The following is a 25,040-nucleotide window of genomic DNA, read 5'->3' on the forward strand; positions in this document are numbered from 1 at the left end:
GCGGACGGATGAGCGGCCGGACGCGACTCGCGCTGTGTGCCGCGGTGGCCACTCTGTGTGCCGCCTGCGCACTGCTGCCGCTGGTGGATCCGATCGGCTGGATCTTCCAGGCGGCGATCCTGCTGGCGATCATGACCGGGGTGGGCGCGCTGGCCCGCCGGGTCCCGCTCGCCGGACCGCTGACCATCGCCGCCCAGCTGCTGACCCTGGTCCTGCTGCTGACCGTGCTCTTCGTGCCGGCCGACGCGGTGCTCGGGCTGCTGCCGGGCCCGGACGCGGCCGCGGAGTTCGGTCGGCTGCTGCGCCACGGTGTCCAGGACGTCGGCCGGTACGCCATCCCCGCCCCGGTCACCCCGGGCATCCGGCTGCTGCTGGTGGCCGGGGTGCTGCTGATCGGCCTGATCGTGGACGCCCTGGCGGTGACGTACCGCAGTGCCGCGCCCGCCGGCCTGCCGCTGCTCGCGCTCTACTCCGTCGCGGCGGGACTGGCCCGGGGCGGGGCGGGCTGGCTGTGGTTCCTGATCGCCGCGGCGGGCTATCTGCTGCTCCTGCTGGCCGAGGGCCGCGACCGGCTCTCCCAGTGGGGCCGGGTCTTCGGCGCCGCGGATCCGGGCCGGCCGGGCGGCGGACCGGCCTCCGGCGCCGGCGGCCCGGCCACCGCACCGGTCCGTACGGGCCGCCGGATCGGCGCCCTGGTCCTGGGCATCGCCGTCGTGGTGCCCGCCGCGCTGCCCTCCCTCGGTGACGGGCTGCTCGTCCCCACCGGCGGCGGCCCGGGCCGCGGCGGCGGGGGCGGCACGATCTCCGCGGTCAACCCGCTGGTGTCGCTCCAGGACAGCCTCAACCAGCCCGAGGACCGGGAGGTCCTCAACTACCGCACCACCGCTGCCGATACGCGCGATCTGTATCTGCGGATCGTCGCCCTGGACCAGTTCGACGGCACGACGTGGAAGCCTTCCGAGCGCACCGTCACGGACGTGCCCGAACGGCTGCCGGAACCGCCCGGCCTCAGTACTGCGGTCGGCCGCGAGCGGATCAACACCTCCATCTCGACCGCCGGGTGGTACGCGCAGAACTGGCTGCCGCTCCCCTACCCCGCGTCCCGCGTGGACATCTCCGGCCGCTGGCGCTTCGAGCCGAAGGGCCGCACGCTGGTCGGCGACCGCGGCCAGAACACCCGCGATCTGCAGTACCAGGTCGAGAGCCTCCAGGTGCGGCCCACCTCACAGCAGCTGGCCGGCGCCCCCGCACCGCCCGGTGAGCTGCTGCGCGAGTACACCAAGGTCCCCGCCTCCCTGCCCCCGGTCGTCCGGTCCACCGCCCGCGATGTCACCCGGGGCGCCTCGACCGCCTACGCCAAGGCCGTCAAGCTCCAGGACTGGTTCGCGCTCTACGGCGGCTTCACGTACAACACCGAGGTCCGGGCGGGCAGCGGCACGGAGGCGATAGCCCGGTTCCTGCGGCAGAAGGAGGGCTTCTGCGTCCACTTCTCGTTCTCGATGGCGGCGATGGCCCGCACGCTGGGCATCCCGGCCCGGGTCGCGGTCGGCTTCACCCCGGGGACGAAGCAGCCCGACGGCACGACGTCGGTCAGCCTCAAGGACGCGCACGCCTGGCCCGAGCTCTACTTCCAGGGCATCGGCTGGACCCGTTTCGAGCCCACGCCGAGCCGCGGCAGCATCCCGGACTACGCCTATCCCGACACCTCGGACACCACCGAGCCGGGCCGCCCGGACCCGGCGCCGGCCCGGCCCGCGCCGCCCAGGAAGGGCCCGTCGGCGACCCCCTCGTGCGAACCGGGCGAGCACCCGGCCGGCAGCGGAACGGTATGTCTGACGTTGCCCGCGCAGTCCGGCGCCCGCCCGTCCAACGGCGGCCCGTCCCCCTGGGCGGTGGCCGCGCTCGGGCTGGTCGCACTGCTCGTCCTGCTGCTGCCCCTGGTCCCGTTGCTGTGGCGGATACGCCTGCGCGCCCGGCGGCTGGCCCTCGGCGTCCCGGGCGGGCACGGCGGGCCGGACGCGGGCGGGGGCGGCACGACGCACGCGGGCGGGGGTGGCGCGGCGGCCGCACTCGCCGCCTGGCAGGAGCTGCTGGACACCGCCTGGGACTTGGGGATCGTCCCGGACGAGTCGCTGACCCCGCGCCGGGCGGCCGCCCGGATCATTCGCGTCGGGGAATTGCAACCGGAGCCGGCCGCCGCTGCACGCCGGATCGCCGAGGCGGTCGAGCAGATCCTGTACGCCCCGCACCCGCGCCCGGTGGCCGGACTGACCGACGACGTCCAGCGGGTGCTGGCCGGGTTGCGGGCCGGTGCGACCCGCGGGCTGCGGCTGCGGGCCCTGTTCGCCCCCCGCTCCGCCGCCCGCCTCCGCCGGGCCGCCGCGGCCCGCTGGGCATCCCTACGCCTCCGCTGCCGCACGAGCCGCCCGGCGACCGCACTGCGGCGTACGACGGCCGCGCTGCGCCGGGGGCGGCAGCGGGCGTAGGGCGGCGTAGGGCGTAGGGCCCAAGAGGCAGGGGGTTGGGGGGCAGGGGGTGGGGCCCCTGGGTGTGCCCGGCAGGCCCGCCTCGTCCGACCGGCCGCGACGCCCCGGCAAGGCCCGCGGCACCCGGTAGCCGGCATTTGGCATCCGGCAACCCGCGACGCCCGGCAAGAACGCCGTGAGGCCCTGCCTTGCAAGACCGTGGTGAGGTCCTGCCCTGCAATTGCCGTCGTGAGGCCCTGCAAGGCCGTCGTGCCGTCCGGCAGGGCCGTAGCGGCCGGCACGACGGCGCAGCCGGTGGAAGAACGTAGGGGGAAGAACGCCGGCGGAAGAACGAAGAACGTGCTGGCGGCAGAACGTCTGGTGGCGGAACGTTCTGGTGGCAGAACCTGCTGGCAGCAGAACCTGCCGGGGCAGAAAGCAGCAGAACCTGCCGGGGCAGAAAAACGTGCTGTGGCCGCCCGAGGGTATCGGGCGGCCACAGCACGAAGACGAAGACCGGGACGCGGCGACGGCGCGTCACGGGGCGGACGTTCGGGGCGGGGTCAGTGGCCCTGCTGTTCGTCGCGGCGGCGCTGCCAGCGGTCCTCGATGCGGTTCATCATCGAGCGCCGCTGCCGGGCTTGACGCCGCGCCGGGCCTTCGGCACCGACGCGCTGTTCCCCGGGCTTGGGCGCCTTGCGCCACCCGGTGACCGCGAGCACGGCACACCCGAGCATCACGAGGAATCCGACCACGCTGATCCAGATCTGCTGCGCGACCATGCCGGCCATGAGCAGGGCGATACCCACCAGGAAGCCCGCGACCGCTTGGTAGACCCGTCGCCGGGTGTACGTACGCAGCCCGCTTCCCTCAAGCGCTGTCGCGAACTTGGGATCTTCGGCGTACAGCGCTCGCTCCATTTGCTCGAGCATGCGCTGCTCGTGCTCCGAGAGCGGCACGGAGTCCTCCTACTCGTCGGTCGCGGGGGGCGACCGGGGTGCGACCCTTTCAGGATAGGCAGGGAATCGCCCCCGTGAAACCCGCCCCTCGACGCCAGTTCACTGTCCGGGCCGCCGTGGCGGCCGGTGGTGATGCTGCCTGCATTCCCCACCGGCCTGTCCGTCATGCCGGAACGTCGTACACCGATCATACGGGGCGAAGGGGCTGATCGGGTGGCCTGTGGCCGACTGCACGCGGCCGGCCGGACCTGCTCCGCGGGTCAGTCGCGCTCGGCGAGGACGTGGAGCTGGGTGGCGACCGAGTGGAAGGCGGGCTGTTCGGCGGCGGCCGCCTCCAGCTTCAGCAGGGCGTCCATGGCGCCCGGCTCGGTGTCGACGAGTACGCCCGGGACCAGGTCGGCGAAGACCCGGACGCCGTGCACCGCGCCGACCTCCAGGCCGGTGGCGGAGACCAGGTCGGTGAGCTGTTCGGCGGTGAACCGGCGGGGCACCGGGTCGCCCTCGCCCCAGCGGCCGGCCGGGTCGGTGAGGGCCTGGTGGGCCTCGGTGAAGTGGCCGGCCAGGGCACGGGCGAGCACGGCACCGCCGAGGCCGGCGGCGAGCAGGCTGAGGGTGCCGGCCGGGCGCAGCGCGTCGACGGCGTTGCGGATGCCCTCGGCGGGGTCGTCGACGTACTCCAGCACGCCGTGGCAGAGCACGGCGTCGTAGCCGCCGCGCTCGACCACGTCGAACAGGCCGTGGGCGTCGCCCTGAACGCCTCGGATCCGGTCGGCGACGCCGGCCTCCGCGGCCCGCCGCTCCAGGGCGAAGAGGGCGTTGGGGCTGGGGTCGACAACCGTGACGTGGTGGCCGAGGCGGGCGACCGGCACGGCGAAGTTGCCGGTGCCGCCGCCGGTGTCGAGGACGTCCAGGGCGTCGCGCCCGGCCGCCTTGACCCGGCGCTCCAGGGCGTCCTTCAGGACGTCCCAGACCACGGCGGTACGAAGGGATGCGCGCGGGCGCAGCGGGTCAGACACGGCGGGTGGCTCCTCGGCGGGGGCATGAACATCCAGTCGTCCACCACCCTATTCCGTCCCGCGCCGTCCGCCGCCCACGGAGTCCCGCGGAGCGGGTGACGGCCTGCTCACCCTGCCTCGCGGAGCGTGCGCCGACCCTGCTCACCCTGCCCCGCGGAGCATGTGCCGACCTGCTCACCCTGCCTCGCGGAGCATGCGCCGACCTGCTCGACGACCTGGTCGCGGAGCCGTTCGGAGCGGGTGACGACCGGCCCCCACCCCGCGGAGCGTGACGCCACGGTCACTCACCCGCGGGCCCGGCGCTTCCCCTGCGGCTGCCCGCTCAGCCTGCCCGCTGGGGCGGCAGCGGGGGCTGGAGGAGGAGCATCCGCTCGACCAGGCGCAGGAACATGGCGACGTCCCGCAGGAGGTCGTCGGCGTCCCGGGTGCTGGCCGCGCCGGCTATGCCGGCCTCGGCCCGGGCCCGGCGGGCGGCGCCGGAGGCGAACAGGGCGCTCCACTCGGCGAGTTCGGGCGCGACCTCGGGGAGGAGGTCCCAGGCACTGCGTATGCTCTCCCGGCGGCTGCGCCGCGGAGCGGCGCCCGGCCTGCGGCGTAGGGTGGCCTCCGGACGGGCGCGCACGGCGAGGACCGCGGCGGCGGTGCGCAGCGCGGCCAGATGGGCGGTGGCGAAGCGCTCGTTGGGGGCTTCCAGGGTGCGCGCTTCTTCGAGGCCCTGCCGGGCCTGGGCGAGCAGGGCCAGGGCGGCGGGTGGTGCGGCCGCCCGGCGCAGGACGGGGTGGACATCACTCGGGGGACCGTACGCAGCGGAGCTGCCCCCGCTGGGACGAGCTGCCATGACGAACCTCCTGTCGTCACATGCCGGTTCGGGACCGAACGCTGATTCGGCCCGTCTGACCCCATCGTGCGGCACACCACTGACAATCGGCTCTGACCTGCACTTTCACCGGACAGCCGGCGGATTTCGCGCGGAGGGGCAGGGCGGCGATTCCAGGCGTCTCGGACCGGGCGGCTCCCGCCCCCCGGCGTGGCCGGTTCACGCCTCCCCGGCGTGGGCGGTTCATGCCTCCCCTGCGTGGCCGGTGCACGCCTCCCCGGCGTGGGCGGTTCGCGCCTCCCCGGCATGCCGGTTCACGCCGCGCCACCTCCCCGCCATGGGCGGGCGATGCACGGGCCGCGAACCGATTCGCCGTACCCCCTTGCGTAACGCGGGGTGGGATGCGGCATACTTTTTGTACTGACCAGTCAGTGCAAGGGAGGGATCGTGGACAGCACCCCGCGCGGGGCGGCGGTCACGGCCGAGCGTTTCGGGGTCAAGGGCCCCCGCGGCTGGGCGTTCCGGAACGTCGGCATCTCGGCCGGACCCGGCTCGCTGATCGCCGTACAGGGCCCGTCGGGCTCGGGCCGTACGTGTCTGCTGCTCGCGCTCACCGGCCGGATGAAGTCCGCCGAGGGCACCGCCGAGATCGGCGGGCTGGCGCTGCCCAAGAAGAAGGCCGCGGTCCGGTCGGTCACCGCACTCGCGCATGTGCCCGGGATCGCCGACCTCGAACCTTCTCTGACCGTAGGTGAGCATCTGCGGGAACGCGCCCTGTTGCAGGGCCGGTTCGGCGGTTCGCTGCGCGCCCTGCTGCGGCCGCGCCGGGAGCGCCGGGCCGAGGCCCGCGCCCTGGTGGACGACGCGCTGGCGGCGGCCGGACTCGACCTCGCGGCGCTGCCCAAGGGGATCCGTACCTCGGTGCGTGACCTGGAGCGGCTGGAGGCGCTGCGGCTCTCCGTGGCGCTCGCGCTGATCGGCCGGCCACGACTGCTGGCCGTCGACGACACCGATCTGAAGCTCTCCGACGAGGAGCGAACTGCCGCCTGGGCGATGCTGCGCGGCCTCGCGGCGGCCGGCACGACGGTCCTCGCGGTGTGCAGCGAGCCGCCCGGGGACGGCGAGGACGTGGTGCTCGTCCGGACCGGCAACCGCCCGGAGGCGGCCGGTGGGCAGGGGTCCACGGGTGCTCAGGACATTGGCGAGCAGGGCCCCGAGGACACGCAGGACACGGGCACGCAGGAACCCACGCAGGGTCCGGCCGCCGGGGACGGCACGGACCCCGGGGACGACACGGACCCGGGGGCCGCACGGGGCGCTGGGGACAGCACGAACCCCGGGGACGGCACGGACGCCGGGGACGGCAACGACGGGGCGAAGGACGACGAGGAGGGGGCGGCCGATGCGCTCGCCGAAGCTGGCCGCGCTTGAGCTGAAGCGGTTCGGGAGGGGGAAGCTGCCGCGCGCCGCGCTGGCCGCGCTGCTGCTCCTGCCGCTGTTGTACGGCGCGCTGTACCTGTGGTCCTTCTGGGACCCGTACGGGCGGCTGGACAAGATACCGGTCGCGCTGGTCAACGAGGACAAGGGCGCCGAGGCCGGCGGGAAGCACCTCTCGGCGGGCGACAGCATCGTCGACGGCCTCGCGGACAGCCACACCTTCGACTGGCACCCGGTGGACGCCGCGGAGGCCGCCCGGGGCGTCGAGGACGGCACGTACTACCTGTCGCTGTCCATCCCGAAGGACTTCAGCCGGCGGATCGCCTCCAGTTCGGGTGACCACCCGGAGACCGGCGCCCTCAAGGTGCGCACGAACGACGCGAACAACTACATCGTCGGGCAGATCTCCCGGACGGTGTTCTCCGAGGTGCGCGCGGCGGCCTCGGCGAAGTCGTCGCGTGCCTTCCTCGACAAGATCTTCGTCTCGTTCTCGACGCTGCACGGGAAGACCGAGCAGGCCGCGGACGGCGCCGACCGGCTCAAGGACGGCATCGGGCAGGCCAAGGACGGCGCCGGCAAACTGGCCGACGGTCTGGGCAGCGCCAAGAACGGCAGCGGCAAGCTCGTCACCGGTCTCGGTGACCTGAACGCGGGCGCCGGGCGGCTCTCCCGAGGGAGCGGCGACCTCGCCCGCGGCGCCGGTACGGCCGCCGACGGCTCGCGCCAACTGGCCGACGGCGCCGGGCAGGTGGCCGACGGGACGCAGCAACTGGCCGACACCGTCAACGGCGTCGTCGGCAAGGTGGGGCCGTTCGTCCGGGCGCACGGCAAGGAGATCGGCGAGGCCGCCCAGCTCGTCGCGGACGGCTCACAGGCGGTCCGCGACCACCTGGACAAGCTGCCCGCGGCGGCCGCCACGGGGGCCAAGCTCTCCCGGGGCATCTCCGACCACCTCGCCACCTACTACCGGCTGCGCTGCGAGAACGGGGTCAGCCTCGACACCTCCTGCGCCGAGCTGAAGCGCATCAAGGACCAGGCGGCCACCGCGGCGGACAAGGCCGAGGAGGTCAGCGGCTACGTCCATGACCAGAAGAACCTCGACCGGCTCGGCCGGGACCTGGACACCCTGCACTCGCTGGCGAGCGAGCTGGCGCGGCGCGGTCCCACCCTGGGCGCCGACATGGACGCCGCGGTCAAGAAGATCAACGACCTCAACGACGGTGCGCACAAGGTGTCCGCGGGCGCCCGCAAGCTGGCCGCGGGCAATGCGAAGCTGGCCGCCGGCGCGGACCGGCTCAACGACGGCGCGCACCGACTGCACGACGGCACGGGCCGGGCCGCGGCCGGTATGCACGACCTCGACTCCGGGGTGGGCAAGCTCAAGGACGGCGCGCAAACCCTGGACGGCGGCATGTTCAAGCTCTCCGACGGCTCGCAGAAGCTGGCCGGCGGGCTGCACGACGGGGCGAAGCGGATCCCCGACTACGGCAAGAAGGAGCGCGACGCCCGCACCCTGGTGATGTCCGACCCGGTGCAGCTGGCCTCCGGAGCCGCCCACAAGGCGCCCAACTACGGCACCGGTTTCGCGCCGTACTTCATCCCGCTGTCGCTGTGGGTCGGCGCCATGGTGGCGTACATGCTGATCCAGCCGCTCAACAGGCGGGCGCTGGCGATGGGCGCCTCCTCCTGGCGGGTGGCGGTCTCCGGCTGGCTGCCGGTGGTCGGCGTGGGCGTGCTGCAGACCGCGGCCCTGATGGCCGTACTGCACTTCGGGCTCGGCCTCCAGATGGCCAGGGCGGCCGGCACGCTCGGCTTCCTGGTGCTGGTCACGGCGTGTTTCTCGGCGATCGTGCAGTGGCTGAACGCACAGTTCGGGCCGGCCGGCCGGATCCTGGTGCTGGCGCTGCTGATGCTCCAGCTGACCTCGGCGGGCGGTACCTACCCGGTGCAGACCAGCCCCGGCTTCTTCGGCGCCATCCACCCGTATCTGCCGATGAGTTACATCGTGGAGGGGCTGCGCCGGCTCATCACCGGCGGCGACCTCGCGCCCGTGTGGCAGGGGGGTGCGGTGCTGGTGGCCTTCACCGTCGGCGCGCTGATACTGACCTCGCTGACCGCCCGCGGCCGCCAGGTGATTCGGATGAAGGACCTCCACCCGGAGCTGAGCCTGTGAACACAAAGACTGCCGCGACCGGCACAATCGCCCCCATGGACAGCTCCAACACACGCCGCGACGCCACCCGGCGCAAGCTCTTCGAAGCCGCGGTCACACTCATCGCCGAACAGGGCTTCTCCTCCACCACGGTGGACGAGATCGCCGAGCGGGCGGGGGTCGCGAAGGGCACGGTCTACTACAACTTCGCGAGCAAGAACGTCCTCTTCGAGGAGCTGCTGCGGCACGGCATAGAGCTGCTGGCGACCTCCTTGCAGGCGGCCGCCGACGAGGTCGCCGACCGGGGCGGCAGCCGGATCGACGCACTGGACGCGATGATCCGGGCCGGGCTGGACTTCATCTCCCGTTACCCCGCGCTCACCCAGCTCTACGTCGCCGAACTGTGGCGCACCAACCGCGCCTGGCAGTCGACGCTGATGGTGGTGCGCGAGCGGGCCATCACGGTCGTGGAGAACGTGCTGCGCGAGGCGGTCGCCAATGAGGAGCTGAGCGAGGAGATCGACATTCCGCTGACCGCTTCGGCACTGTTCGGGATGGTCCTGGTGGCGGCCCTGGACTGGCAGTCGTACCAGCCGGACCGGTCGCTCGACGATGTGCACGCCGCGCTGTCGCGGCTGCTCCAGGGGCGGGTGACCGGCCGCCCCGCGGAAGACCGGTGACGACCGGCCACACATTCGGTACCGGCACCGCGGACGAACGCGGCAGAAAATGACGAGTGCGCGCCGTATTGGTCAGGTACGGCGCGCACCCCATTTGTGTTCCCCCGCGGGCCCGCACCGGAGAGTGCGCCACCCTGGCGCGGATCGTTCCCCCATCGATCCGACCAGGGCGGCGTTTCCCCCGTGCTCCCCCGTGGAGCCCCCGTACTCCCCCGTACTCCCCCGTCTTCCCCCGTCACGGTGGGGAGCCGCGCCGTTCCGCCGCCCCGTGTCGGCGGTGCGGCGCCGCTTCCCTTCCGTGGCCCTTACTCTTCCGTCCGGGCGGCCGCCGGCCCATCCGCGTACCTACTCATCTGGCCGTCTGAGTACGGATACTCAAAACTGAGCACGGCGCCCCAGGGGCGGCCTACCATCTGCGGCGTGTCCGTACTTCCCTTGGTTTTCACCAGTGGCTGGGCGAGCGGGATCAACGCCTACGCCGTCGTCCTGCTCCTCGGACTGCTCGGCACGGCCGGTGTCACCGACGACGTGCCCGCCGCGCTGCAGCGCCCCGACGTGCTGATCGTGGCCGGGGTGCTCTTCCTCATCGAGGCGATCGCCGACAAGGTCCCGTACGTCGACTCGGTCTGGGACGCGGTGCACACGGTCGTCCGGCCGGTCGCGGGCGGCGTGGTGGCGGCGCTGCTGGCCGGGCACGACGGGTCGCTGCCCCAGTTGGCGGCGGGCGCGGTGGGCGGCTCCACGGCGCTGCTGAGCCATCTGGTCAAGGCGGGCACCCGGATCGCGGTGAACACCTCGCCGGAGCCGGCCAGCAACATCGTGCTGAGCCTGCTGGAGGACCTGGGCGTGGCCGGCATCGTGGTCGTCGCGGTGTTCCACCCGGTGATCGCGGCGTCCATCGCGGCGCTGCTGCTGCTCACGGGCATGGTGCTGGTGGCCGTGCTGTGGTCGCGGATCCGCCGCTACCTGCGCCGTCGTCGGGCCCGGCGGGCGGAGAAGCGGCTGGCCGCGGCGGGCGCCGGGGTGCCGCCGGCGGGCTGAGCGGGGTATGGCCTGCGGCCTGAGCGGGCCGTCGGCCGCGGGCGCACCCGCCCGTGCCGGCGTTGTCAGTGGCGGCGGATAAAGTCGCAGGCATGGCACGGATTGCGGTGATCGGCGCCGGGATGGGCGCGATGGCGGCCGCCGCCCGGCTGGCCGTCGCGGGCCACCGGGTGGCGGTGTTCGAGCGTGCCGCGACGCATGGCGGCGCGGTGCGGCAGCTGGCACGGGACGGTTTCACCTTCGACACGGGACCGGGCCTGCTGCATCTGCCCGCGGTCTACCGCGACCTGTTCCTCAAGACCGGCCGCGAGCCGCTGGAGAGCTGCCTGGAGCTGTCCCAGGTCGATCCCGCAAGCCGCCATGTCTTCGCCGACGGTACGGCGGTCTCGCTGCCCAACGCCTCGCGGGCCGGCGTGCTCGCGGCGCTGGACGAGGCGCTGGGCGCGGGGGCCGGCGAGCGCTGGAGCGAGCTGGTGGGCCGCGCCCGGGACGCCTGGGACGCCGCCCGCCGGCCGCTCCTGGAGGAGCCGCTGTGGCAGGACTGGCAGGTGCTGGGCCGCGATCCGTATCCGGCGGTGCGCCGGCGCGGGCTGTTCGGCCGGCGCGACAAGGGGCCGACGACGGCCACCCTCGCCGAGATCGCCCGCCGCGAGCTGGCCGACCCCCGGCTGGTCGCCCTGCTGGAGAGCCATGCGCTGGCGTACGGCCTGGACCCGCGGAGCGCACCGGCGAGCGCCGCGGTGCTGCCGTACATGGAGCAGACCTTCGGCAGCTGGTATCCGCGCGGGGGTGTGCGGGCGCTGGCCGACGCGCTGTACGAGCGCTGTCTGGCCCGCAAGGTGGAGTTCACCTTCGGTGCGGAGGTGACCGGGATCGCCGAGAAGGACGGCCGGGTGGCGGGCGTCGAGCTGGCCGACGGCCGGCTGGAGGAGGCCGCCTTCGTGGTCGCGGGCGTCGATCCGGCCCGGCTGCCCGGGCTGCTCGGCGGACGTGAGCCCTACGGCGCGGACGCGGTGCGGCCGCGGACCGGCCCGGCGGACCGCGCCCCAGGGCGTCTGACGGTCTGTCTGGCCCTGCGCGGGGCCCGCGAGGCGGGCGCGGCGCACCGCACGGTGGTGCATGCGGCCGACCGCGCGGCGGAGCTGGCCGGGGTGTTCGGGGACGGCAGCGGGGGGCTCGGGACGCCCTGTGCGCGGCCGACGGTGACGGTGCTGCGCCCGGACGACCCCACGACGCGGCCCGACGGGGAGCACGAGGCGGTGACGCTGTCCGCGACGGTCGCGCCGCACGGCCCGGTGGACCGGCCCGACGGTCCGGCCGTCGAGGAGGAGGCCGACCGGCTGGTGGCGGTGGCCGAGGCCGCGGTGCCGGGGCTGCGCGAGCGGGTGCTGTGGCGCGAGGTGCTGCCGCCGGCGGACGAGGAGCTGGTACCGGCCCCCGCGCTTCCGGGCCAGGAGGGCCGTTTCCTGCGGCCCGGCAACCGCACCCGGATACCGGGGCTGTACGTGGCCGGCGGCTGGTCCCATCCGGGCGGCGGCCTGGCGCACGCGGGAATGTCCGGGGCGCTCGTCGCGGGCCTGATCGTGCACGGCGACGACTGGCACGGCTCCACGTAGGGCCGGTCCGGGGGAGCCGGGGACGGTCGGCTCAGTAGCGGTACGGCTGGCCGTCGTAGCCCTGCTGCTGGTACGGCGGGTAGGGCTGCTGCTCGGGCGGCAGGTCGTCGCCGCGCTGCTGGGGGACCCAGAGCCCGCCGGGCGGGGTCTCGCCGTAGCCCTGGCCGGGGTTCGGTCCCGCCGGCTGGTCCTGGCCGTCGTACGACTGCCCGCCGTAGGACGCCTGGCCGTAGGGGTCGGGCTGGGCGTAGGGATCGGGCTGGGCGTAGGGGTCGTAGGGCGCGGCGTACTGCTGGCCGCTGTAGGAGTCGGAGTAGCCGGCCTGGCCGGAGCCGTCGCCGTAGGCCGCGTACGGGTCGCCGTAGGTGTCCTGACCGGCCGCGGGCGAGCCGTAACTGCCGTCGTAGCCATAGCCGTTGGCGTCCGCGGCGCCGCTGCCCGCCGTGGTGTCCGCGGTGGTGTCCGCGGTGGCACCGTACGCGTCGTAGCCGGAGTAGCCGCTGTTCTGCGGGGCACGGGCATCCGGGCTGTAAACGCCGTATTGACCGGTTTCCTCGGGCATCGGCTGCGGCGCGTAGACGGTGGTGGTGTCGAAGGGCTGGGTGTCGAAGGACTGGGTGGCGAACACGCTGCGGTCCTGCGGGTCCTGGTACGGGTCCGGGCCGCCGTAGCCACCCGTGCCGTACCCGTCGGCCGCGTAGTCGTAGGAAGCCTGACCGGCGTAGGTGTCCTGACCGGCGTAGGTGTCCTGACCGGCGTAGGTGTCCTGACCGGCGTAGGTGTCCTGGCCTGCGTAGGTGTCCTGACCGGCGTAGGTGTCCTGGCCGCCGTAGCCGTCCTGGCCGGGGAAGCCGGGGCTCTGGAAGCCGCCGGTGCTCTCGAAGGTGTCCGGGCCACCGTCCGGACCGCCGTCCAGACCCCGGCCGGGACGGGCCTGGGGGACGTCGGCGGGACCGGCGCCGGGGCCGTCGGCGGGCGGCACCGCCTCGATGCCGGAGACCTCCAGGGACGGTTCGGCGGCGGGCGGACCGGACCGGCGGCCGCGGCGCCGCCGGCTCTCACCGGGTTTCCTGCCGCCCAGCGTCCAGCCCTCGGTGAAGCCGCGCTTGAAGGAGAGCGTCACATTGGTCTGGCCGACGGCGAACGCGATCAGACCGGCCCCGATCACGATCACCGAGGGGATGACGACGCCGACGACCACGCCGAGGAAGCCGGCGAAGGCGAGCAGTCGCCAGCGCAGCCGGGCCTTGTACTGGAGCAGCACCTCGCCCAGCAGCCACAGGGCGACCAGGCCGAACGCGATGTAGAGGATCGTCCAGCCCATATACGCCCCTCTTCCGCCGCTCGCCGGCCACCGTGATCAGGGCCGCTGATGCAGCCCTAGATTCTCGTAGATTTCCAGAGTCGCCGTGGAGTGGTTGAGGGTAATGAAGTGCAACCCGGGCACGTCCTCGGCCATCAAGCGCGAACACAGCTCGGTCGCGTACTCGATGCCAATGGAGCGTACCGCCGCCGGGTCATCCTTGACGGCCAGGATGCGCTCGGCCAGTTCGGGCGGGAACGCGGCATTGCTGAGCTGCGCGAACCGCTCGATCTGACGGACGTTCGTGACCGGCATGATCTCCGGAATGATGGGTGTCTGGCAACCCGCCGCCGCGACCCGGTCGCGGAGCCGGAAGTAGTCCTCCGGGTAGAAGAACATCTGGGTGATGGCGAAGTCCGCGCCGGCCCGGCACTTGGCGACGAAATGGGTCACGTCGGTGTCCCAGTCCGTCGAGCGCGGGTGCATCTCGGGGAAGGCGGCGACGCCGACGCAGAAGTCGCCGGACTCCTTGATCAGCCGGACCAGGTCGGCGGCGTAGGAGACGCCGTCCGGATGCTTGACCCACTCGCCCATGGGGTCGCCCGGCGGGTCGCCGCGCAGGGCGAGCATGTTGCGGATCCCGGCGTCGGCGTACTGGCCGATGATGTTGCGCAGGTCCGCGGTGGAGTGGTTGACCGCGGTCAGATGGGCCACCGGGGTGAGGGTGGTGTCCGTGGCGATGCGCTCCGTGGCGCGCACCGTGCCGTCACGGGAGGTGCCGCCGGCGCCGTACGTCACGGAGACGAAGGTCGGGGAGACGGCCTCGATCCGACGAATGGCGTTCCACAGGGTCCGCTCACCCTTCTCGGTCTTCGGGGCGGCGAACTCGAAAGAGTAGGACTGCTTGCCGGAGGCGAGCAGTTCACGCACGGTCCGTGCGCGATCAGTCCTGGTGGAAGCTGTACCTAGGGCCATACGGGCAGGTTAACCAGCAGCCGGTCACACACCAACCGTCATCGGCGTTATGCCTGGTTGGTCCGCTTCATGTCCAGTGGGTGGACATTTTGCGGCCCGACGGGCCCGGAAATCCGCGCCGGGAGCAGGTCCGTCCCGGTCAGGCGTCCCAGCTGCGGATGCGCTTGGCGAGTGCGGCGGTCGCCGCGCCCGGGTCGTCCGCCTCCGTGATCGCGCGGACCACCACGACCCGGCGGGCGCCGGCCGCCAGCACCTCGTCGAGGTTGCCGGCGTCGATCCCGCCGATCGCGAACCAGGGGCGCTCGGGGGCGCGCGCCGCGGCGTACCGGACCAGGTCCAGGCCGGGGGCGTGCCGGCCGGGCTTGGTGGGCGTCGGCCAGCAGGGGCCGGTACAGAAGTAGTCCACGCCCGCTTCGGCGATCGCGGCGTCCACCTCGGCCTCGGCGTGCGTGGAGCGGCCTATCAGGACGTCCGGGCCGAGCAGCGCGCGGGCGGCCGGGACCGGCAGGTCGCCCTGGCCGAGGTGCAGCACGTCGCCGGCGGCGGCGTGCGCCACGTCCGCCCGGTCGTTCACGGCCAGCAGCTTGCCGTGCCGCCGACAGGCGTCCGCGAAGACCTCCAGGTGCCGCAGCTCCTCGCCGGCCTCCATGCCCTTGTCGCGGAGCTGGACGATGTCGACCCCCGAGGCGAGCACCGCGTCCAGGAACTGCGGGAGGTCGCCCTGCTTCTTGCGGGCGTCCGTGCAGAGATAGAGCCGGGCGTCGGACAGGGCCTGTCGTGTGGTGTTCATGGGCGGCTTCCCCCCAGGTCAGGGGCGTACGGACCGGGTCTTCCGGTCCGTACGCCCCGAAGGCGGTGATGGATCGAGGTGGCTGCGGAGGCCGCCGCGGCTGCCGGGGCGGCCGCGGCGGCGGGGACGTCAGACGGCGAGCGCCTGGGCCCGGCGCTTGACTTCCGTGCCGCGGTTCTCGCGCAGCGCCTGGACCGGGGTGCCGGGCAGGCTCTCATCCTCGGTGAACAGCCACTCCAGCATCTCCTCGTCGGTGAAGCCGTCGTCCTTGAGGAGGGTGAGCGTGCCGACGAGGCCCTTGACCACCTTGTCGTCCTTGATGAAATCGGCGGGCACCTGGAGCACCCGGTTCTCGCCGCGGCGCACCGCGATCAGCTGGCCCTCCTTGACCAGCTGCCGGATACGGGTCACCTCGACGCCGAGCCGTTCGGCGATGTCGGGGAGGGTGAGCCAGGCGGGAACGAGTCCATCGATCTTTGCGTCAATCTCGGTCACAGGACAAGCCTGCCACCTCGCACTGACAGCCGGTAGCCGGGCATCCCCATCAGGGGTTTCCGGCACACCGGAGAGTGACGACGCGCCCGGGGCACGCCCGCCGGTGCGCCTGCCGTGCCCCGCCGCCCCGATGCCCCGATGCCCCGATGCCCCAGGCTCCCGCCGGTTACTGCGCCGCGGCCTTCAGCGGCACCGCCGCGTTCGACGCCCGCTCCCGGTCCAGTGCCACGCCCCGCTCGATGAGCTTGCGTCCCTGGGCGAGGTCCCGCGGCCGCCCGACGGCGAGCAGCGCGACCAGCCGGCCCGCCGGGCTCCCGCCGGCCGGTGTCCCGCCCGGACCTCCGGCGCCGCGCAGCCAGAGCACCGACCAGGCCGCCCCCGACGGGTCGCCGCGCCACACCAGCTCGTCGGTGTCCACGTGGTGGCCCACGTACTGCACGAACCGGCCGAACTGCTCGGACCAGAAGTACGGGACGGGGTCGTAGACCAGCCCCTCCGATCCGGCGCGGGCGATGTTCTCGGCGACCGTGCGGGGACCCTGGAGGGCGTTGTCCCAGTGGTGGACCAGCAGGCGGGTGCCGTAACGGGTGGAGGGGAAGGAGGCGCAGTCGCCGACCGCGTACACATCGGGGACGGAGGTGCGCAGCTGTTCGTCGGTGAGGACGGAGCCGTCCTCGACGGAGACCTCGACGCCCGAGCCGGCCAGCCAGGCGGTGGCGGGGCGGGCGCCGATCCCGACGACCACCGCGTCGGCGGGCAGCATTGTGCCGTCGGCCAGGGTGACCGCTCCGGAGGTGACGGACGCGACCCGGGCCCCGAGCCGCAGCTCGGCGCCGGCGTCCGCGTACCAGCCGGTCATGTGGGCGGCGACCTCGGCGGGCAGCGCGCCGGCCAGCGGCCGGTCGGCGGCCTCGACGACGGTGACCGAGCAGCCCGCCTCCCGGGCCGCGGTCGCGAACTCCGCGCCGATCCAGCCGGCCCCGACGACCACGATCTCGTGCTGGGCGGCGAGCACCGGCCGCAGCCGTTCGGCGTCGTCGAGGGTGCGCAGCAGGTGGACGCCGGGCAGCCCCTCGCTGCCGGGCAGCGTGATCGGGTCGGCGCCGGTGGCGATCACCGCGTGGTCGTACGGCACCCGGCCCTCATCGGTCTCGACCACGCGCTCCTCCGGGACCAGGGCGGTGACCCGGCGGCCGAGGTGGAGGTCGATGCCCAGTCCGGCGAAGTCGACGTCGAAGGCGGAGCCGTCGGCCTTGCCCAGCAGGACCGCCTTGGACAGCGGCGGGCGGTCGTAGGGCTGGTGCGGCTCGTCGCCGATCAGCGTGATCGTGCCGGGCCAGCCCTGTTCGCGCAGGGCGACCGCGGTCTGCACGCCCGCGATTCCGGCGCCGACGATCACCACACGCGGCGTGTGGTCCGGGGCCTGGGGGGACTTGCTCTGCTCGCTCACCCGATCACTCTAGGACGGTCGGCGACGCGGCTCGCAGCAGCGCGCAAGGAGATCTCTGACACACCGTCATGGACCGCCGTCCGGGTCCGGCGGGGCACCGCGCCGGACCCGCGGTCCCTTACGGCCCGTCGCGGCCCCGTACTAGGGTGACGGGTACACGCACTCGCGGGAGCCCGGGCGTACCGGGCTGAGAGGGAGGCTGGCCGGCCTCCGACCGTACGAACCTGATCCGGGTCATGCCGGCGAAGGGAGGGGCTGGACGCCCATGCATCCACCAGCCACAGCAACCACAGGCCACCCCGATGTGCTCGTCATCGGGGGCGGCATCATCGGGCTGGTCACCGCCTGGCGGGCGGCCGGCCGCGGACTGACCGTCGCGGTGGCCGATCCGGCACCGGGCGGCGGAGCGGCGTACGTCGCGGCCGGGATGCTGGCCGCGGTCACCGAGCTCCACTACGGCGAGCAGACCCTGCTGGGCCTCAACCTCGCGTCGGCACGCCGCTATCCGCGGTTCGTCGAGGAGCTGGAGGAGGCCGCCGGGCAGCCGACCGGCTACCGGCGGTGCGGCACCCTGGCCGTCGCCCTGGACGCCGACGACCGGGCCCATCTGCGCGAACTGCACGCCCTGCAGACCCGCTCCGGACTGGACTCCCAGTGGCTCGCGGGCCGGGAGTGCCGCCGTCTGGAGCCGATGCTGGCCCCCGGCGTACGCGGCGGGCTGCGGGTCGACGGCGACCACCAGGTCGATCCGCGCCGGCTGGCCCACGCACTGCTGGTGGCCTGTGAGCGCGCCGGGGTGGTCTTCCACCGCACCCGTGCGCAGCGGCTGACGGTCGACGCCGGGCGGGCCACGGGTGCCCAACTCGCCGACGGCACACGGCTGTCGGCCGGGCGGACCGTACTGGCGGCGGGCAGCCACAGCGGCCGGCTGGCCGGGGTGCCCGAGGAGGTACGGCCGCCGGTGCGGCCGGTCAAGGGCCAGGTGCTGCGGCTGCGGCTGCCGGACATGCCGGCCGGTTCGCCCGCCTTCCTGTCGCGCACCGTACGGGCCGTCGTCCGCGGCAACCCGCTCTATCTGGTGCCGCGGGAGAACGGCGAACTGGTCGTCGGCGCCACCAGCGAGGAACTGGGCTGGGACACCACGGTCACCGCGGGCGGCGTCTACGAGCTGCTGCGGGACGCGCACGAGCTGGTCCCCGGCATCACCGAACTGCCGCTCGTGGAGAGCTGCGCCGGGCTGCGCCCCGGCTCCCCCGACAACGCCCCGCTGCTCGGCCCGACCGAGCTGCCGGGCCTCCACCTGGCCACCGGCCACTTCCGCAACGGTGTGCTGCTGACCCCGGTCACCGGTGACGTGATGGCCGACCTGCTGACCACCGGGAGCCTCCCCGACGAGGCCCGCCCCTTCAGCCCCGCGCGTTTCACCGCCACCTCTGAGGCCGCGCGCCCCCGTCTCCTCCAGGAGCAGCCCGTATGAGCGCCCCCAACCCCACCGTCTCGGTGTCCGTCAACGGCGAACCCCGCGAGATCCCCGGCGGACTCACCCTCGACCGGCTCGTCGCGACCCTGTCCTCGGCACCGTCCGGGGTGGCCGCCGCGGTCAACGAGGTCGTGGTGCCGCGTACGCAGTGGCCCGCCACCCCGCTCGGCGACGGCGACCGCGTCGAGGTCCTCACCGCGGTGCAGGGAGGCTGACCCGGCATGACCGAAACCGACCTCTCCCCCGACACGCGCGCCGACGCCTCCCCCCGCCTCTCCGACCCCCTGACCATCGCCGGCACCACCTTCACCTCCCGCCTGATCATGGGCACCGGCGGCGCGCCCAGCCTCGACGTTCTGGAACGGGCGCTGCTCGCCTCCGGTACGGAGCTGACCACGGTCGCGATGCGGCGGCTGGACCCCACCGTGCAGGGCTCGGTGCTCTCCGTCCTGAACCGGCACGGGATCCGGGTGCTGCCCAATACGGCGGGCTGCTTCACCGCGGGCGAGGCGGTGCTCACCGCCCGGCTCGCCCGGGAGGCGCTCGGCACGGACTGGGTCAAGCTGGAGGTCGTCGCTGACGAGCGCACCCTGCTGCCCGACCCGATCGAACTGCTGGACGCCGCGGAGACCCTGGTGGACGACGGCTTCACGGTGCTGCCCTACACGAACGACGATCCGGTGCTGGCCCGCAAGCTGGAGGACGTGGGCTGCGCCGCGATCATGCCGCTGGGCTCGCCGATCGGCTCCGGCCTCGGCATCCGCAATCCCCACAACTTCCAGCTGATCACCGAGCGGGCCGGCGTCCCGGTCATCCTGGACGCCGGCGCCGGCACGGCCTCCGACGCGGCCCTCGCGATGGAACTGGGCTGCGCGGCGGTCATGCTGGCCTCGGCGGTGACCCGCGCGCAAGAGCCTGTTCTGATGGCCCATGCGATGCGCCATGCGGTCGCGGCGGGCCGCCTGGCGCACCGCGCCGGGCGGATCCCTCAGCGCCATTTCGCGGTGGCGTCCTCCCCTACGGACGGGGTGGCCGCACTCGACCCGGAACGGCCGGCGTTCTAGCCGCCCCCGCACGCACCTGTCTGTCCCGCGAAGGGCCACGGCGCAGCAGCCAGGTACGTGGGGCGCCGCGAAGCGGAACGGCGGGCCAGACGGCTACGTGGGACGAATACACTCGGCTGCCGTGGATACGACGCTCCAAGACCCGCTCGTGGGTCAGCTGCTCGACGGCCGCTACCGCATCCAGGCGCGCATCGCCGCAGGGGGGATGGCCACGGTCTACCGGGCCGTGGACACCCGCCTGGACCGGGTGCTCGCGCTGAAGGTGATGCACCCGGGCCTCGCCGAGGACGGTGCGTTCGTCGAGCGCTTCATCCGGGAGGCGAAGTCCGTCGCGCGGCTGTCGCACCCGAATGTGGTGGGCGTCTTCGACCAGGGCACGGACGGTACGTACGTCTATCTGGCGATGGAGTACGTCGCCGGCTGCACCCTGCGGGACGTGCTGCGCGAGCGCGGTGCCCTGCAGCCGCGGGCCACGCTGGACATTCTGGAGCCGATCCTGGCCGCGCTGGGGGCCGCGCACCGGGCCGGGCTGGTGCACCGCGACATGAAGCCGGAGAACGTCCTCATCGGCGACGACGGCCGGGTCAAGGTCGCCGACTTCGGACTGGTGCGGACGGTCGACACGAACACCACCGCCTCGACGGGCTCGGTACTGGGCACGGTCTCCTACCTGGCGCCCGAGCAGCTGGAGCACGGCACCGCGGACGCCCGGGTCGACGTCTACGCGTGCGGCGTCGTGCTCTACGAGATGCTGACCGGCACCAAGCCGCACACCGGCGGTTCCGTGGCGCAGGTGCTCTACCAGCACCTGCACGAGGACGTGCTGCCGCCGTCCGAGCAGGTGCCGGGGCTGGCCGGGCAGCTGGACGAGCTGGTCGCGCTGGCCACCGCCCGCGATCCGCAGGCCCGTCCGCAGGACGCGGTGGCGCTGCTGTCGCAGACCCGGGCGGTCCGGGCGGCGCTGACCGACGAGGAGCTGGACGTCGTCCCGCCCGGCGCCAAGGAGGTGCCGGCGGACTCGGACCCCGAGGCCACGGACGTGATACCGCGGCCCGGTGGCGTCCAGCCGCCGGGGGCGGACGAGGCGGCGCTGAACCGCACCAGCCGCCTGGAGGTCCCCCCGGTGCCGGAGGAGCAGACGACCCGGCTGCGTCCGGCCGCGGCGCCCCCTGCGGCCGGCGGGCTGCTGCAGCGGCGCCGGCTCGCCACGATCATCGCGGCCGTGCTGCTGGTCCTCGGCGTCGGCACCGGCGTCTGGTACATCACCTCCGGCCAGTTCACCACCGTCCCCGCGGTGCTGGACATGCCGCAGGCCAAGGCCGTCAAGACGCTCCGGGACGCGGGGCTGGGGGTCAAGATCGTGCGCGGCTTCAGCTCCAACGTGGAGCGCGGGCACGTGATGAAGACCGCCCCGGCGACCGGTGGGCGGATCCGCGGTACGGGGACGGTCACGATCACGGTCTCCCGCGGTCCGGACCACGTCGCCGTACCGGACCTGTCCGGCACCCCGCTCGCGGACGCCAAGCGCAAGCTGCGCGACCGCGGGCTGAGGCCGGGGGCGGTGACCAAGGCGTTCGACGAGGAGGTCGCCAAGGGCTCGGTGATCCGTACCGACCCGGCCGCGGGCAGCCAGCGGCAGCCCGACACGGCGGTGGCGCTGACCGTCAGCCGGGGCGCCCAGATCGACGTGCCCAGCGTCATCGGCAGCGACCGCGCGGACGCCGAGGCCGCGCTGCAGGCCAAGGGGCTGCACGTGAAGTTCGCCGAGGAGCCGGTGAACTCGCCGCAGGACAAGGGGACGGTGGCCCAGCAGTCCCCGGCGGCGGGCAAGCCGCTCGGTACCGGCGACACGGTCACCCTCACGCTCTCCAAGGGCCCGGAGATGGTCCCGGTGCCGGACGTCACCGGCAAGAACGTCGAGGACGCCAAGAAGGAGCTGACCGGACTCGGCTTCCGGGTCGAGGTGAAGAAGCCGTTCCTGTTCCCGCAGGACGAGGTGGACACCCAGTCCGTCGACCCGGGCGAGAAGGCGCCGAAGGGCAGCACGATCACGATCAAGCTGAAGGGCGCCCTGTAGCGGGCTGCCCCTCAAGGCGGTGGGCCGTCCGGCGCCTGGCACCCTTGGAGGGTGAGCGAAACCCCCTCCCCCCAGGACGCCGGACGGTCCGCCCGGGCCCGTCATCCGGTCGGCGGCCATGTGCCGGTGGCCGGCGGGCTGGCGAAGACCGGTATCAGCTACGCCCGCGAGATGGGCGCCGAGGCCGTGCAGGTCTTCGTGGCCAATCCGCGCGGCTGGGCGACACCGCCCGGCAACCCCGAGCAGGACGAGGCGTTCCGGGCGGCCTGTGCGCTGCAGGGCCTGCCGGCGTACGTCCATGCGCCGTACCTGATCAACTTCGGTTCGCACACCGAGGCCACCGTGGAGAAGTCGGTGGAGTCGCTGCGGCACTCGCTGCGGCGCGGGCGGGCGATCGGGGCGCTCGGGGTGGTCGTGCACACCGGCAGTGCGACCGGCGGCCGGGAGCGGGCCGTGGCCCTGAAGCAGGTGCGTGAGCACATGCTTCCGCTGCTCGACGAACTCACCCACGACGACGACCCGTATCTGCTCCTGGAGTCGACGGCCGGGCAAGGCGCCTCGCTCTGCTCCCGGACCTGGGACTTCGGGCCGTACTTCGAGGCGCTGGACGCCCATCCGAAGCTGGGGGTCTGCCTCGACACCTGCCACATCTTCGCGGCCGGGCACGACCTGACCGGGCCGAGCGGGATGCACCAGACGCTCGACCTGCTGGTCGGCACGGTCGGTGAGGGGCGGCTGAAGCTGATCCACGCCAATGACTCCAAGGACGTGGTGGGCGCCCACAAGGACCGGCACGCGAACATCGGCGCCGGCCACATCGGCGAGGACGCGTTCCGGGCGCTGATGACGCACCCGGCCACCGAGGGCGTCCCGTTGATCATCGAGACGCCGGGCGGCAAGGAGGGGCACGCGGGGGACGTCGAGCGGTTGAAGAAGCTCCGGGACGGCTGACGGCACGACGGCCCACACCCTTGGGAATACCCCCGTGGGGTATACGGTTCCCGTGGACGCAGGGACCGTTACCCGACGTTGGGGGCTTCTCATGCGGCACGACACCGAACACGGCGCGCAGGCCGGGCACGTCCGCCACGAGGCGCACGACCACGGCCCGGGCGGGGTCAGCTGGGCCACGGCCGCCCGGGCCACCCTGCACTGCCTGACCGGCTGTGCGCTCGGCGAGATCCTCGGCATGGTGATCGGCACCGCGCTGGCCTGGCCCAACGTGCCGACGATGGTGCTGGCGATCGCACTGGCCTTCGCGTTCGGCTATGCGCTCACCCTGCGCGGCGTACGGAAGGCGGGCGTCGACTTCGGTACGGCGTTCCGGGTGGCGCTGGCCGCGGACACGCTCTCCATCGCCGTGATGGAGCTGATCGACAACGGGGTCATCGCGCTCTGGCCGAGCGCCATGGACGCCCAGCTGTCGGACCGGCTCTTCTGGGGCGCGCTGGCGGCCTCGCTGGCGCTCGCGTTCGCGGTGACCACACCGGTCAACCGGTGGATGATCGGCCGCGGCAGGGGGCATGCGGTGGTGCACCGGTACCACCGCTGACCGGGCCGGGCCGGAGCGGGCCGGCCCGGGGTCAGAGCTCGGGGCCGTCCCCGGGCTCCTCCTGGTAGGAGTAGCGCTGCTCCCGCCACGGGTCGCCCAGGTTGTGGTAGCCGCGCTCCTCCCAGAAGCCGCGGCGGTCGGCCCGCATGTATTCGATGCCGCGGACCCATTTGGGGCCCTTCCAGGCGTAGAGGTGCGGCACGATCAGCCGGACCGGGAAACCGTGCTCGGCGGTGAGCAGTTCACCCGAGCGGTGCGTGGCGAAGATGCAGTTCTCGGCGGCAAAATCCGCCAGCCGGAGATTCGAGCTGAAGCCGTATTCGGCCCACACCATCACATGGGTGACGTCGGGCGCGGGCGGTGCGAGATCCAGAATGGTCCTGGTGAGTACCCCGCCCCATTCGGCGCCCAGCATGCTGAATTTCGTCACGCAGTGCATGTCGGCGACGACCGTGGCGTACGGCAGTGCCGTGAATTCCTCGTGCGACCAGCAGCGTTTCGCGCCGTCGGCGGTGGCGCCGAACGCGCGGAACTCCCAGCGTTCGGGGCGGAACTTCGGGACCGGGCCGTAATGCGTCACCGGCCAGCCCCGCTGGAGCCGCTGTCCCGGAGGCAGCTGAGGATGCTCCTCTTCGCGGCTTTCCGGCTGACCCATGCCCTCCATGTTGTCAGACCCGAAGGGGTGCCGATGACCAGGGAAGGGAGAGAATCGGGCAACTCGGACTAAGCGTGTACTTACTGGACGGTCCGCGGAGGGCGGTGCGAGGATGCGCGGCACCTGCCCAGTTCTCGCGTGGAAGGAGCCCGCAGCCATGCAGGGCGACCCCGAGGTCATCGAATTCCTCAACGAGCAGCTGACCGCCGAGCTGACCGCCATCAACCAGTACTTCCTGCACGCCAAGATGCAGGAGAACTTCGGCTGGACCAAGCTCGCGAAGTACACCCGCGCCGAATCGTTCGACGAGATGAAGCACGCGGAGGTGCTGACCGACCGGATTCTCTTCCTCGAAGGGCTGCCGAATTACCAGCGGCTGTTCCACGTACGGGTCGGCCAGACCGTCACCGAGATGTTCCAGGCGGACCGGCAGATCGAGGTCGAGGCCATCGACCGGCTCAAGCGCGGTATCGAGCTGATGCGCAACAAGGGCGACATCACCTCGGCGAACATCTTCGAGGACATCCTCGCGGACGAGGAGCACCACATCGACTACCTCGACACCCAGCTGGAGCTGGTGGAGAAGCTCGGGGAGGCGCTCTACCTCGCCCAGGTGATCGAGCAGCCGAGCTGACGGCTACGCGGCCTCCGGGAGCGCCGCGGGCCCCGCGGCGTCCTCCTCCGCGTCCGCCGGCGACAGCCCGGACGGCGTCCGCCCGGCCGCCAGCGGGTCGGCGCCGTTCCCGATGAGGTCCCGGCGCGGGCAGGCGCCCCGGCCGAGCAGCGCCTGGATGCGGCGCACGCAGTTGCCGCAGTCGGTGCCGGCCTTGCAGGCGGAGGCGATCTGGCGGGGCGTGCAGGCGCCCGTGGCCGCGTGCTCGCGGACCTGCTGCTCGGTGACCCCGAAGCAAGAGCAGACGTACACGCGGTGTCTCCTCCGTGAGGGGCGGCTTGGGGCGGTTCCGGCGACTCGTCGGCGGAAGGGCCTCGTCGACCGGTCCAGCCGATCTTGAGTG

Annotated in this window: 23 protein-coding genes and 1 riboswitch; of the genes, 13 read left to right on the forward strand and 10 right to left on the reverse strand. The window is 73.3% G+C overall.

The window, feature by feature from the left end; genetic code table 11:
* Window positions 1-8 precede the first annotated feature (8 nt).
* Window positions 9-2,486 (forward strand): DUF3488 and transglutaminase-like domain-containing protein, encoded by a 2,478-nt coding sequence (locus tag AB0G35_RS01340; protein WP_360941769.1) that lies wholly within the window; start codon window positions 9-11, stop codon window positions 2,484-2,486.
* A 542-nt stretch (window positions 2,487-3,028) separates the two neighbouring features.
* On the opposite strand, the gene AB0G35_RS01345 is transcribed toward AB0G35_RS01340, so the two are convergent.
* From AB0G35_RS01345 to AB0G35_RS01355, 3 genes are all read right to left on the reverse strand, one after another.
* Window positions 3,029-3,424: a DUF3040 domain-containing protein gene (locus AB0G35_RS01345; RefSeq protein WP_360941772.1), complete on the reverse strand. Its 396-nt coding sequence runs from the start codon at window positions 3,422-3,424 to the stop codon at window positions 3,029-3,031.
* Window positions 3,425-3,684: 260 nt separating this feature from the next.
* The gene (locus AB0G35_RS01350; protein ID WP_360941775.1) at window positions 3,685-4,440 is read right to left on the reverse strand and encodes a methyltransferase; all 756 of its coding nucleotides are present in this window, start codon (window positions 4,438-4,440) and stop codon (window positions 3,685-3,687) included.
* 322 nt (window positions 4,441-4,762) lie between these two features.
* Window positions 4,763-5,278, reverse strand: coding sequence for an SAV_6107 family HEPN domain-containing protein (locus tag AB0G35_RS01355; protein WP_360941777.1), 516 nt, complete (start codon window positions 5,276-5,278; stop codon window positions 4,763-4,765).
* Window positions 5,279-5,704: 426 nt separating this feature from the next.
* Between AB0G35_RS01355 and AB0G35_RS01360 the strand changes: the two genes are divergently transcribed.
* The 5 genes from AB0G35_RS01360 (at window position 5,705) to AB0G35_RS01380 (ending at window position 12,183) form a co-directional block, all read left to right on the forward strand.
* A complete protein-coding gene (locus tag AB0G35_RS01360) occupies window positions 5,705-6,688 on the forward strand; it encodes an ATP-binding cassette domain-containing protein (protein WP_360941779.1) in 984 nt (327 codons plus the stop codon).
* Window positions 6,660-8,867 (forward strand): YhgE/Pip domain-containing protein, encoded by a 2,208-nt coding sequence (locus tag AB0G35_RS01365; protein ID WP_360941782.1) that lies wholly within the window; start codon window positions 6,660-6,662, stop codon window positions 8,865-8,867. Before AB0G35_RS01360 ends, AB0G35_RS01365 begins: the two co-directional genes overlap by 29 nt.
* A 35-nt stretch (window positions 8,868-8,902) precedes the next feature.
* Window positions 8,903-9,526: a TetR/AcrR family transcriptional regulator gene (locus AB0G35_RS01370; protein WP_360941785.1), complete on the forward strand. Its 624-nt coding sequence runs from the start codon at window positions 8,903-8,905 to the stop codon at window positions 9,524-9,526.
* 420 nt (window positions 9,527-9,946) lie between these two features.
* On the forward strand, window positions 9,947-10,567 hold the full coding sequence (locus AB0G35_RS01375; RefSeq protein ID WP_360941788.1) for a DUF4126 domain-containing protein: 621 nt from the start codon (window positions 9,947-9,949) through the stop codon (window positions 10,565-10,567).
* Between the two features lie 92 nt (window positions 10,568-10,659).
* On the forward strand, window positions 10,660-12,183 hold the full coding sequence (locus AB0G35_RS01380) for an NAD(P)/FAD-dependent oxidoreductase (protein WP_360941791.1): 1,524 nt from the start codon (window positions 10,660-10,662) through the stop codon (window positions 12,181-12,183).
* Window positions 12,184-12,214: 31 nt separating this feature from the next.
* Here the strand turns inward: AB0G35_RS01380 and AB0G35_RS01385 are convergent, their stop codons facing one another.
* The 5 genes from AB0G35_RS01385 to AB0G35_RS01405 all read right to left on the reverse strand — a co-directional run bounded on the left by AB0G35_RS01385 (window position 12,215) and on the right by AB0G35_RS01405 (window position 17,196).
* On the reverse strand, window positions 12,215-13,507 hold the full coding sequence (locus tag AB0G35_RS01385) for a hypothetical protein (RefSeq protein ID WP_360941794.1): 1,293 nt from the start codon (window positions 13,505-13,507) through the stop codon (window positions 12,215-12,217).
* Between the two features lie 36 nt (window positions 13,508-13,543).
* Window positions 13,544-14,461, reverse strand: a complete 918-nt coding sequence (metF, locus tag AB0G35_RS01390) for a methylenetetrahydrofolate reductase [NAD(P)H] (RefSeq protein ID WP_360941797.1) — start codon at window positions 14,459-14,461, stop codon at window positions 13,544-13,546.
* A gap of 139 nt (window positions 14,462-14,600) precedes the next feature.
* A complete protein-coding gene (gene thiE / locus AB0G35_RS01395) occupies window positions 14,601-15,251 on the reverse strand; it encodes a thiamine phosphate synthase (RefSeq protein WP_360941800.1) in 651 nt (216 codons plus the stop codon).
* A gap of 129 nt (window positions 15,252-15,380) precedes the next feature.
* A complete protein-coding gene (locus tag AB0G35_RS01400; protein WP_360941803.1) occupies window positions 15,381-15,746 on the reverse strand; it encodes an Rv2175c family DNA-binding protein in 366 nt (121 codons plus the stop codon).
* A gap of 166 nt (window positions 15,747-15,912) precedes the next feature.
* A complete protein-coding gene (locus tag AB0G35_RS01405) occupies window positions 15,913-17,196 on the reverse strand; it encodes an FAD-dependent oxidoreductase (RefSeq protein WP_360941806.1) in 1,284 nt (427 codons plus the stop codon).
* Window positions 17,197-17,351: 155 nt separating this feature from the next.
* Window positions 17,352-17,464, forward strand: a riboswitch (TPP riboswitch).
* Between AB0G35_RS01405 and thiO the strand changes: the two genes are divergently transcribed.
* The 6 genes from thiO to AB0G35_RS01435 all read left to right on the forward strand — a co-directional run bounded on the left by thiO (window position 17,462) and on the right by AB0G35_RS01435 (window position 23,369).
* The gene (thiO, locus tag AB0G35_RS01410) at window positions 17,462-18,673 is read left to right on the forward strand and encodes a glycine oxidase ThiO (RefSeq protein ID WP_360941809.1); all 1,212 of its coding nucleotides are present in this window, start codon (window positions 17,462-17,464) and stop codon (window positions 18,671-18,673) included. Its footprint overlaps the riboswitch before it by 3 nt.
* A complete protein-coding gene (gene thiS, locus AB0G35_RS01415) occupies window positions 18,670-18,891 on the forward strand; it encodes a sulfur carrier protein ThiS (RefSeq protein ID WP_360941812.1) in 222 nt (73 codons plus the stop codon). Before thiO ends, thiS begins: the two co-directional genes overlap by 4 nt.
* Before the next feature lie 6 nt (window positions 18,892-18,897).
* Entirely contained in the window at window positions 18,898-19,740 is an 843-nt protein-coding gene (locus AB0G35_RS01420) for a thiazole synthase (protein ID WP_360941815.1), read from the forward strand.
* A 121-nt stretch (window positions 19,741-19,861) separates the two neighbouring features.
* Complete coding sequence (gene pknB, locus AB0G35_RS01425) at window positions 19,862-21,817, forward strand: Stk1 family PASTA domain-containing Ser/Thr kinase (protein WP_360941818.1); 1,956 nt, start codon at window positions 19,862-19,864, stop codon at window positions 21,815-21,817.
* Between the two features lie 51 nt (window positions 21,818-21,868).
* Window positions 21,869-22,768 (forward strand): deoxyribonuclease IV, encoded by a 900-nt coding sequence (locus tag AB0G35_RS01430; protein WP_360941821.1) that lies wholly within the window; start codon window positions 21,869-21,871, stop codon window positions 22,766-22,768.
* A gap of 91 nt (window positions 22,769-22,859) precedes the next feature.
* A complete protein-coding gene (locus AB0G35_RS01435; RefSeq protein WP_360941824.1) occupies window positions 22,860-23,369 on the forward strand; it encodes a DUF4396 domain-containing protein in 510 nt (169 codons plus the stop codon).
* 31 nt (window positions 23,370-23,400) lie between these two features.
* On the opposite strand, the gene AB0G35_RS01440 is transcribed toward AB0G35_RS01435, so the two are convergent.
* Complete coding sequence (locus AB0G35_RS01440; RefSeq protein ID WP_360941827.1) at window positions 23,401-24,033, reverse strand: sulfite oxidase-like oxidoreductase; 633 nt, start codon at window positions 24,031-24,033, stop codon at window positions 23,401-23,403.
* 148 nt (window positions 24,034-24,181) lie between these two features.
* Here AB0G35_RS01440 and bfr point away from each other — a divergent pair, with 148 nt between their 5' ends.
* Entirely contained in the window at window positions 24,182-24,658 is a 477-nt protein-coding gene (gene bfr, locus AB0G35_RS01445) for a bacterioferritin (RefSeq protein WP_360941830.1), read from the forward strand.
* A 3-nt stretch (window positions 24,659-24,661) separates the two neighbouring features.
* Here bfr and AB0G35_RS01450 read toward each other — a convergent pair whose 3' ends face one another.
* Window positions 24,662-24,949, reverse strand: a complete 288-nt coding sequence (locus AB0G35_RS01450) for a (2Fe-2S)-binding protein (RefSeq protein WP_360941833.1) — start codon at window positions 24,947-24,949, stop codon at window positions 24,662-24,664.
* Window positions 24,950-25,040: the final 91 nt, after the last annotated feature.

This window comes from Streptomyces sp. NPDC021749 (assembly GCF_040640655.1).
Taxonomy (GTDB): domain Bacteria; phylum Actinomycetota; class Actinomycetes; order Streptomycetales; family Streptomycetaceae; genus Streptomyces.

What these genes read in the sequence shown, in the direction of transcription:
- AB0G35_RS01355 (WP_360941777.1), bottom strand. Translation starts at nt 5,278, where the DNA reads ATGGCAGCTCGTCCCAGCGGGGGCAGCTCCGCTGCGTACGGTCCCCCG.
- metF (WP_360941797.1), bottom strand. Translation starts at nt 14,461, where the DNA reads ATGGCCCTAGGTACAGCTTCCACCAGGACTGATCGCGCACGGACCGTG.
- AB0G35_RS01365 (WP_360941782.1), top strand. Translation starts at nt 6,660, where the DNA reads ATGCGCTCGCCGAAGCTGGCCGCGCTTGAGCTGAAGCGGTTCGGGAGG.
- thiS (WP_360941812.1), top strand. Translation starts at nt 18,670, where the DNA reads ATGAGCGCCCCCAACCCCACCGTCTCGGTGTCCGTCAACGGCGAACCC.
- AB0G35_RS01385 (WP_360941794.1), bottom strand. Translation starts at nt 13,507, where the DNA reads ATGGGCTGGACGATCCTCTACATCGCGTTCGGCCTGGTCGCCCTGTGG.
- AB0G35_RS01435 (WP_360941824.1), top strand. Translation starts at nt 22,860, where the DNA reads ATGCGGCACGACACCGAACACGGCGCGCAGGCCGGGCACGTCCGCCAC.
- AB0G35_RS01340 (WP_360941769.1), top strand. Translation starts at nt 9, where the DNA reads ATGAGCGGCCGGACGCGACTCGCGCTGTGTGCCGCGGTGGCCACTCTG.
- thiO (WP_360941809.1), top strand. Translation starts at nt 17,462, where the DNA reads ATGCATCCACCAGCCACAGCAACCACAGGCCACCCCGATGTGCTCGTC.
- AB0G35_RS01380 (WP_360941791.1), top strand. Translation starts at nt 10,660, where the DNA reads ATGGCACGGATTGCGGTGATCGGCGCCGGGATGGGCGCGATGGCGGCC.
- bfr (WP_360941830.1), top strand. Translation starts at nt 24,182, where the DNA reads ATGCAGGGCGACCCCGAGGTCATCGAATTCCTCAACGAGCAGCTGACC.
- AB0G35_RS01370 (WP_360941785.1), top strand. Translation starts at nt 8,903, where the DNA reads ATGGACAGCTCCAACACACGCCGCGACGCCACCCGGCGCAAGCTCTTC.
- AB0G35_RS01440 (WP_360941827.1), bottom strand. Translation starts at nt 24,033, where the DNA reads ATGGAGGGCATGGGTCAGCCGGAAAGCCGCGAAGAGGAGCATCCTCAG.
- AB0G35_RS01420 (WP_360941815.1), top strand. Translation starts at nt 18,898, where the DNA reads ATGACCGAAACCGACCTCTCCCCCGACACGCGCGCCGACGCCTCCCCC.
- thiE (WP_360941800.1), bottom strand. Translation starts at nt 15,251, where the DNA reads ATGAACACCACACGACAGGCCCTGTCCGACGCCCGGCTCTATCTCTGC.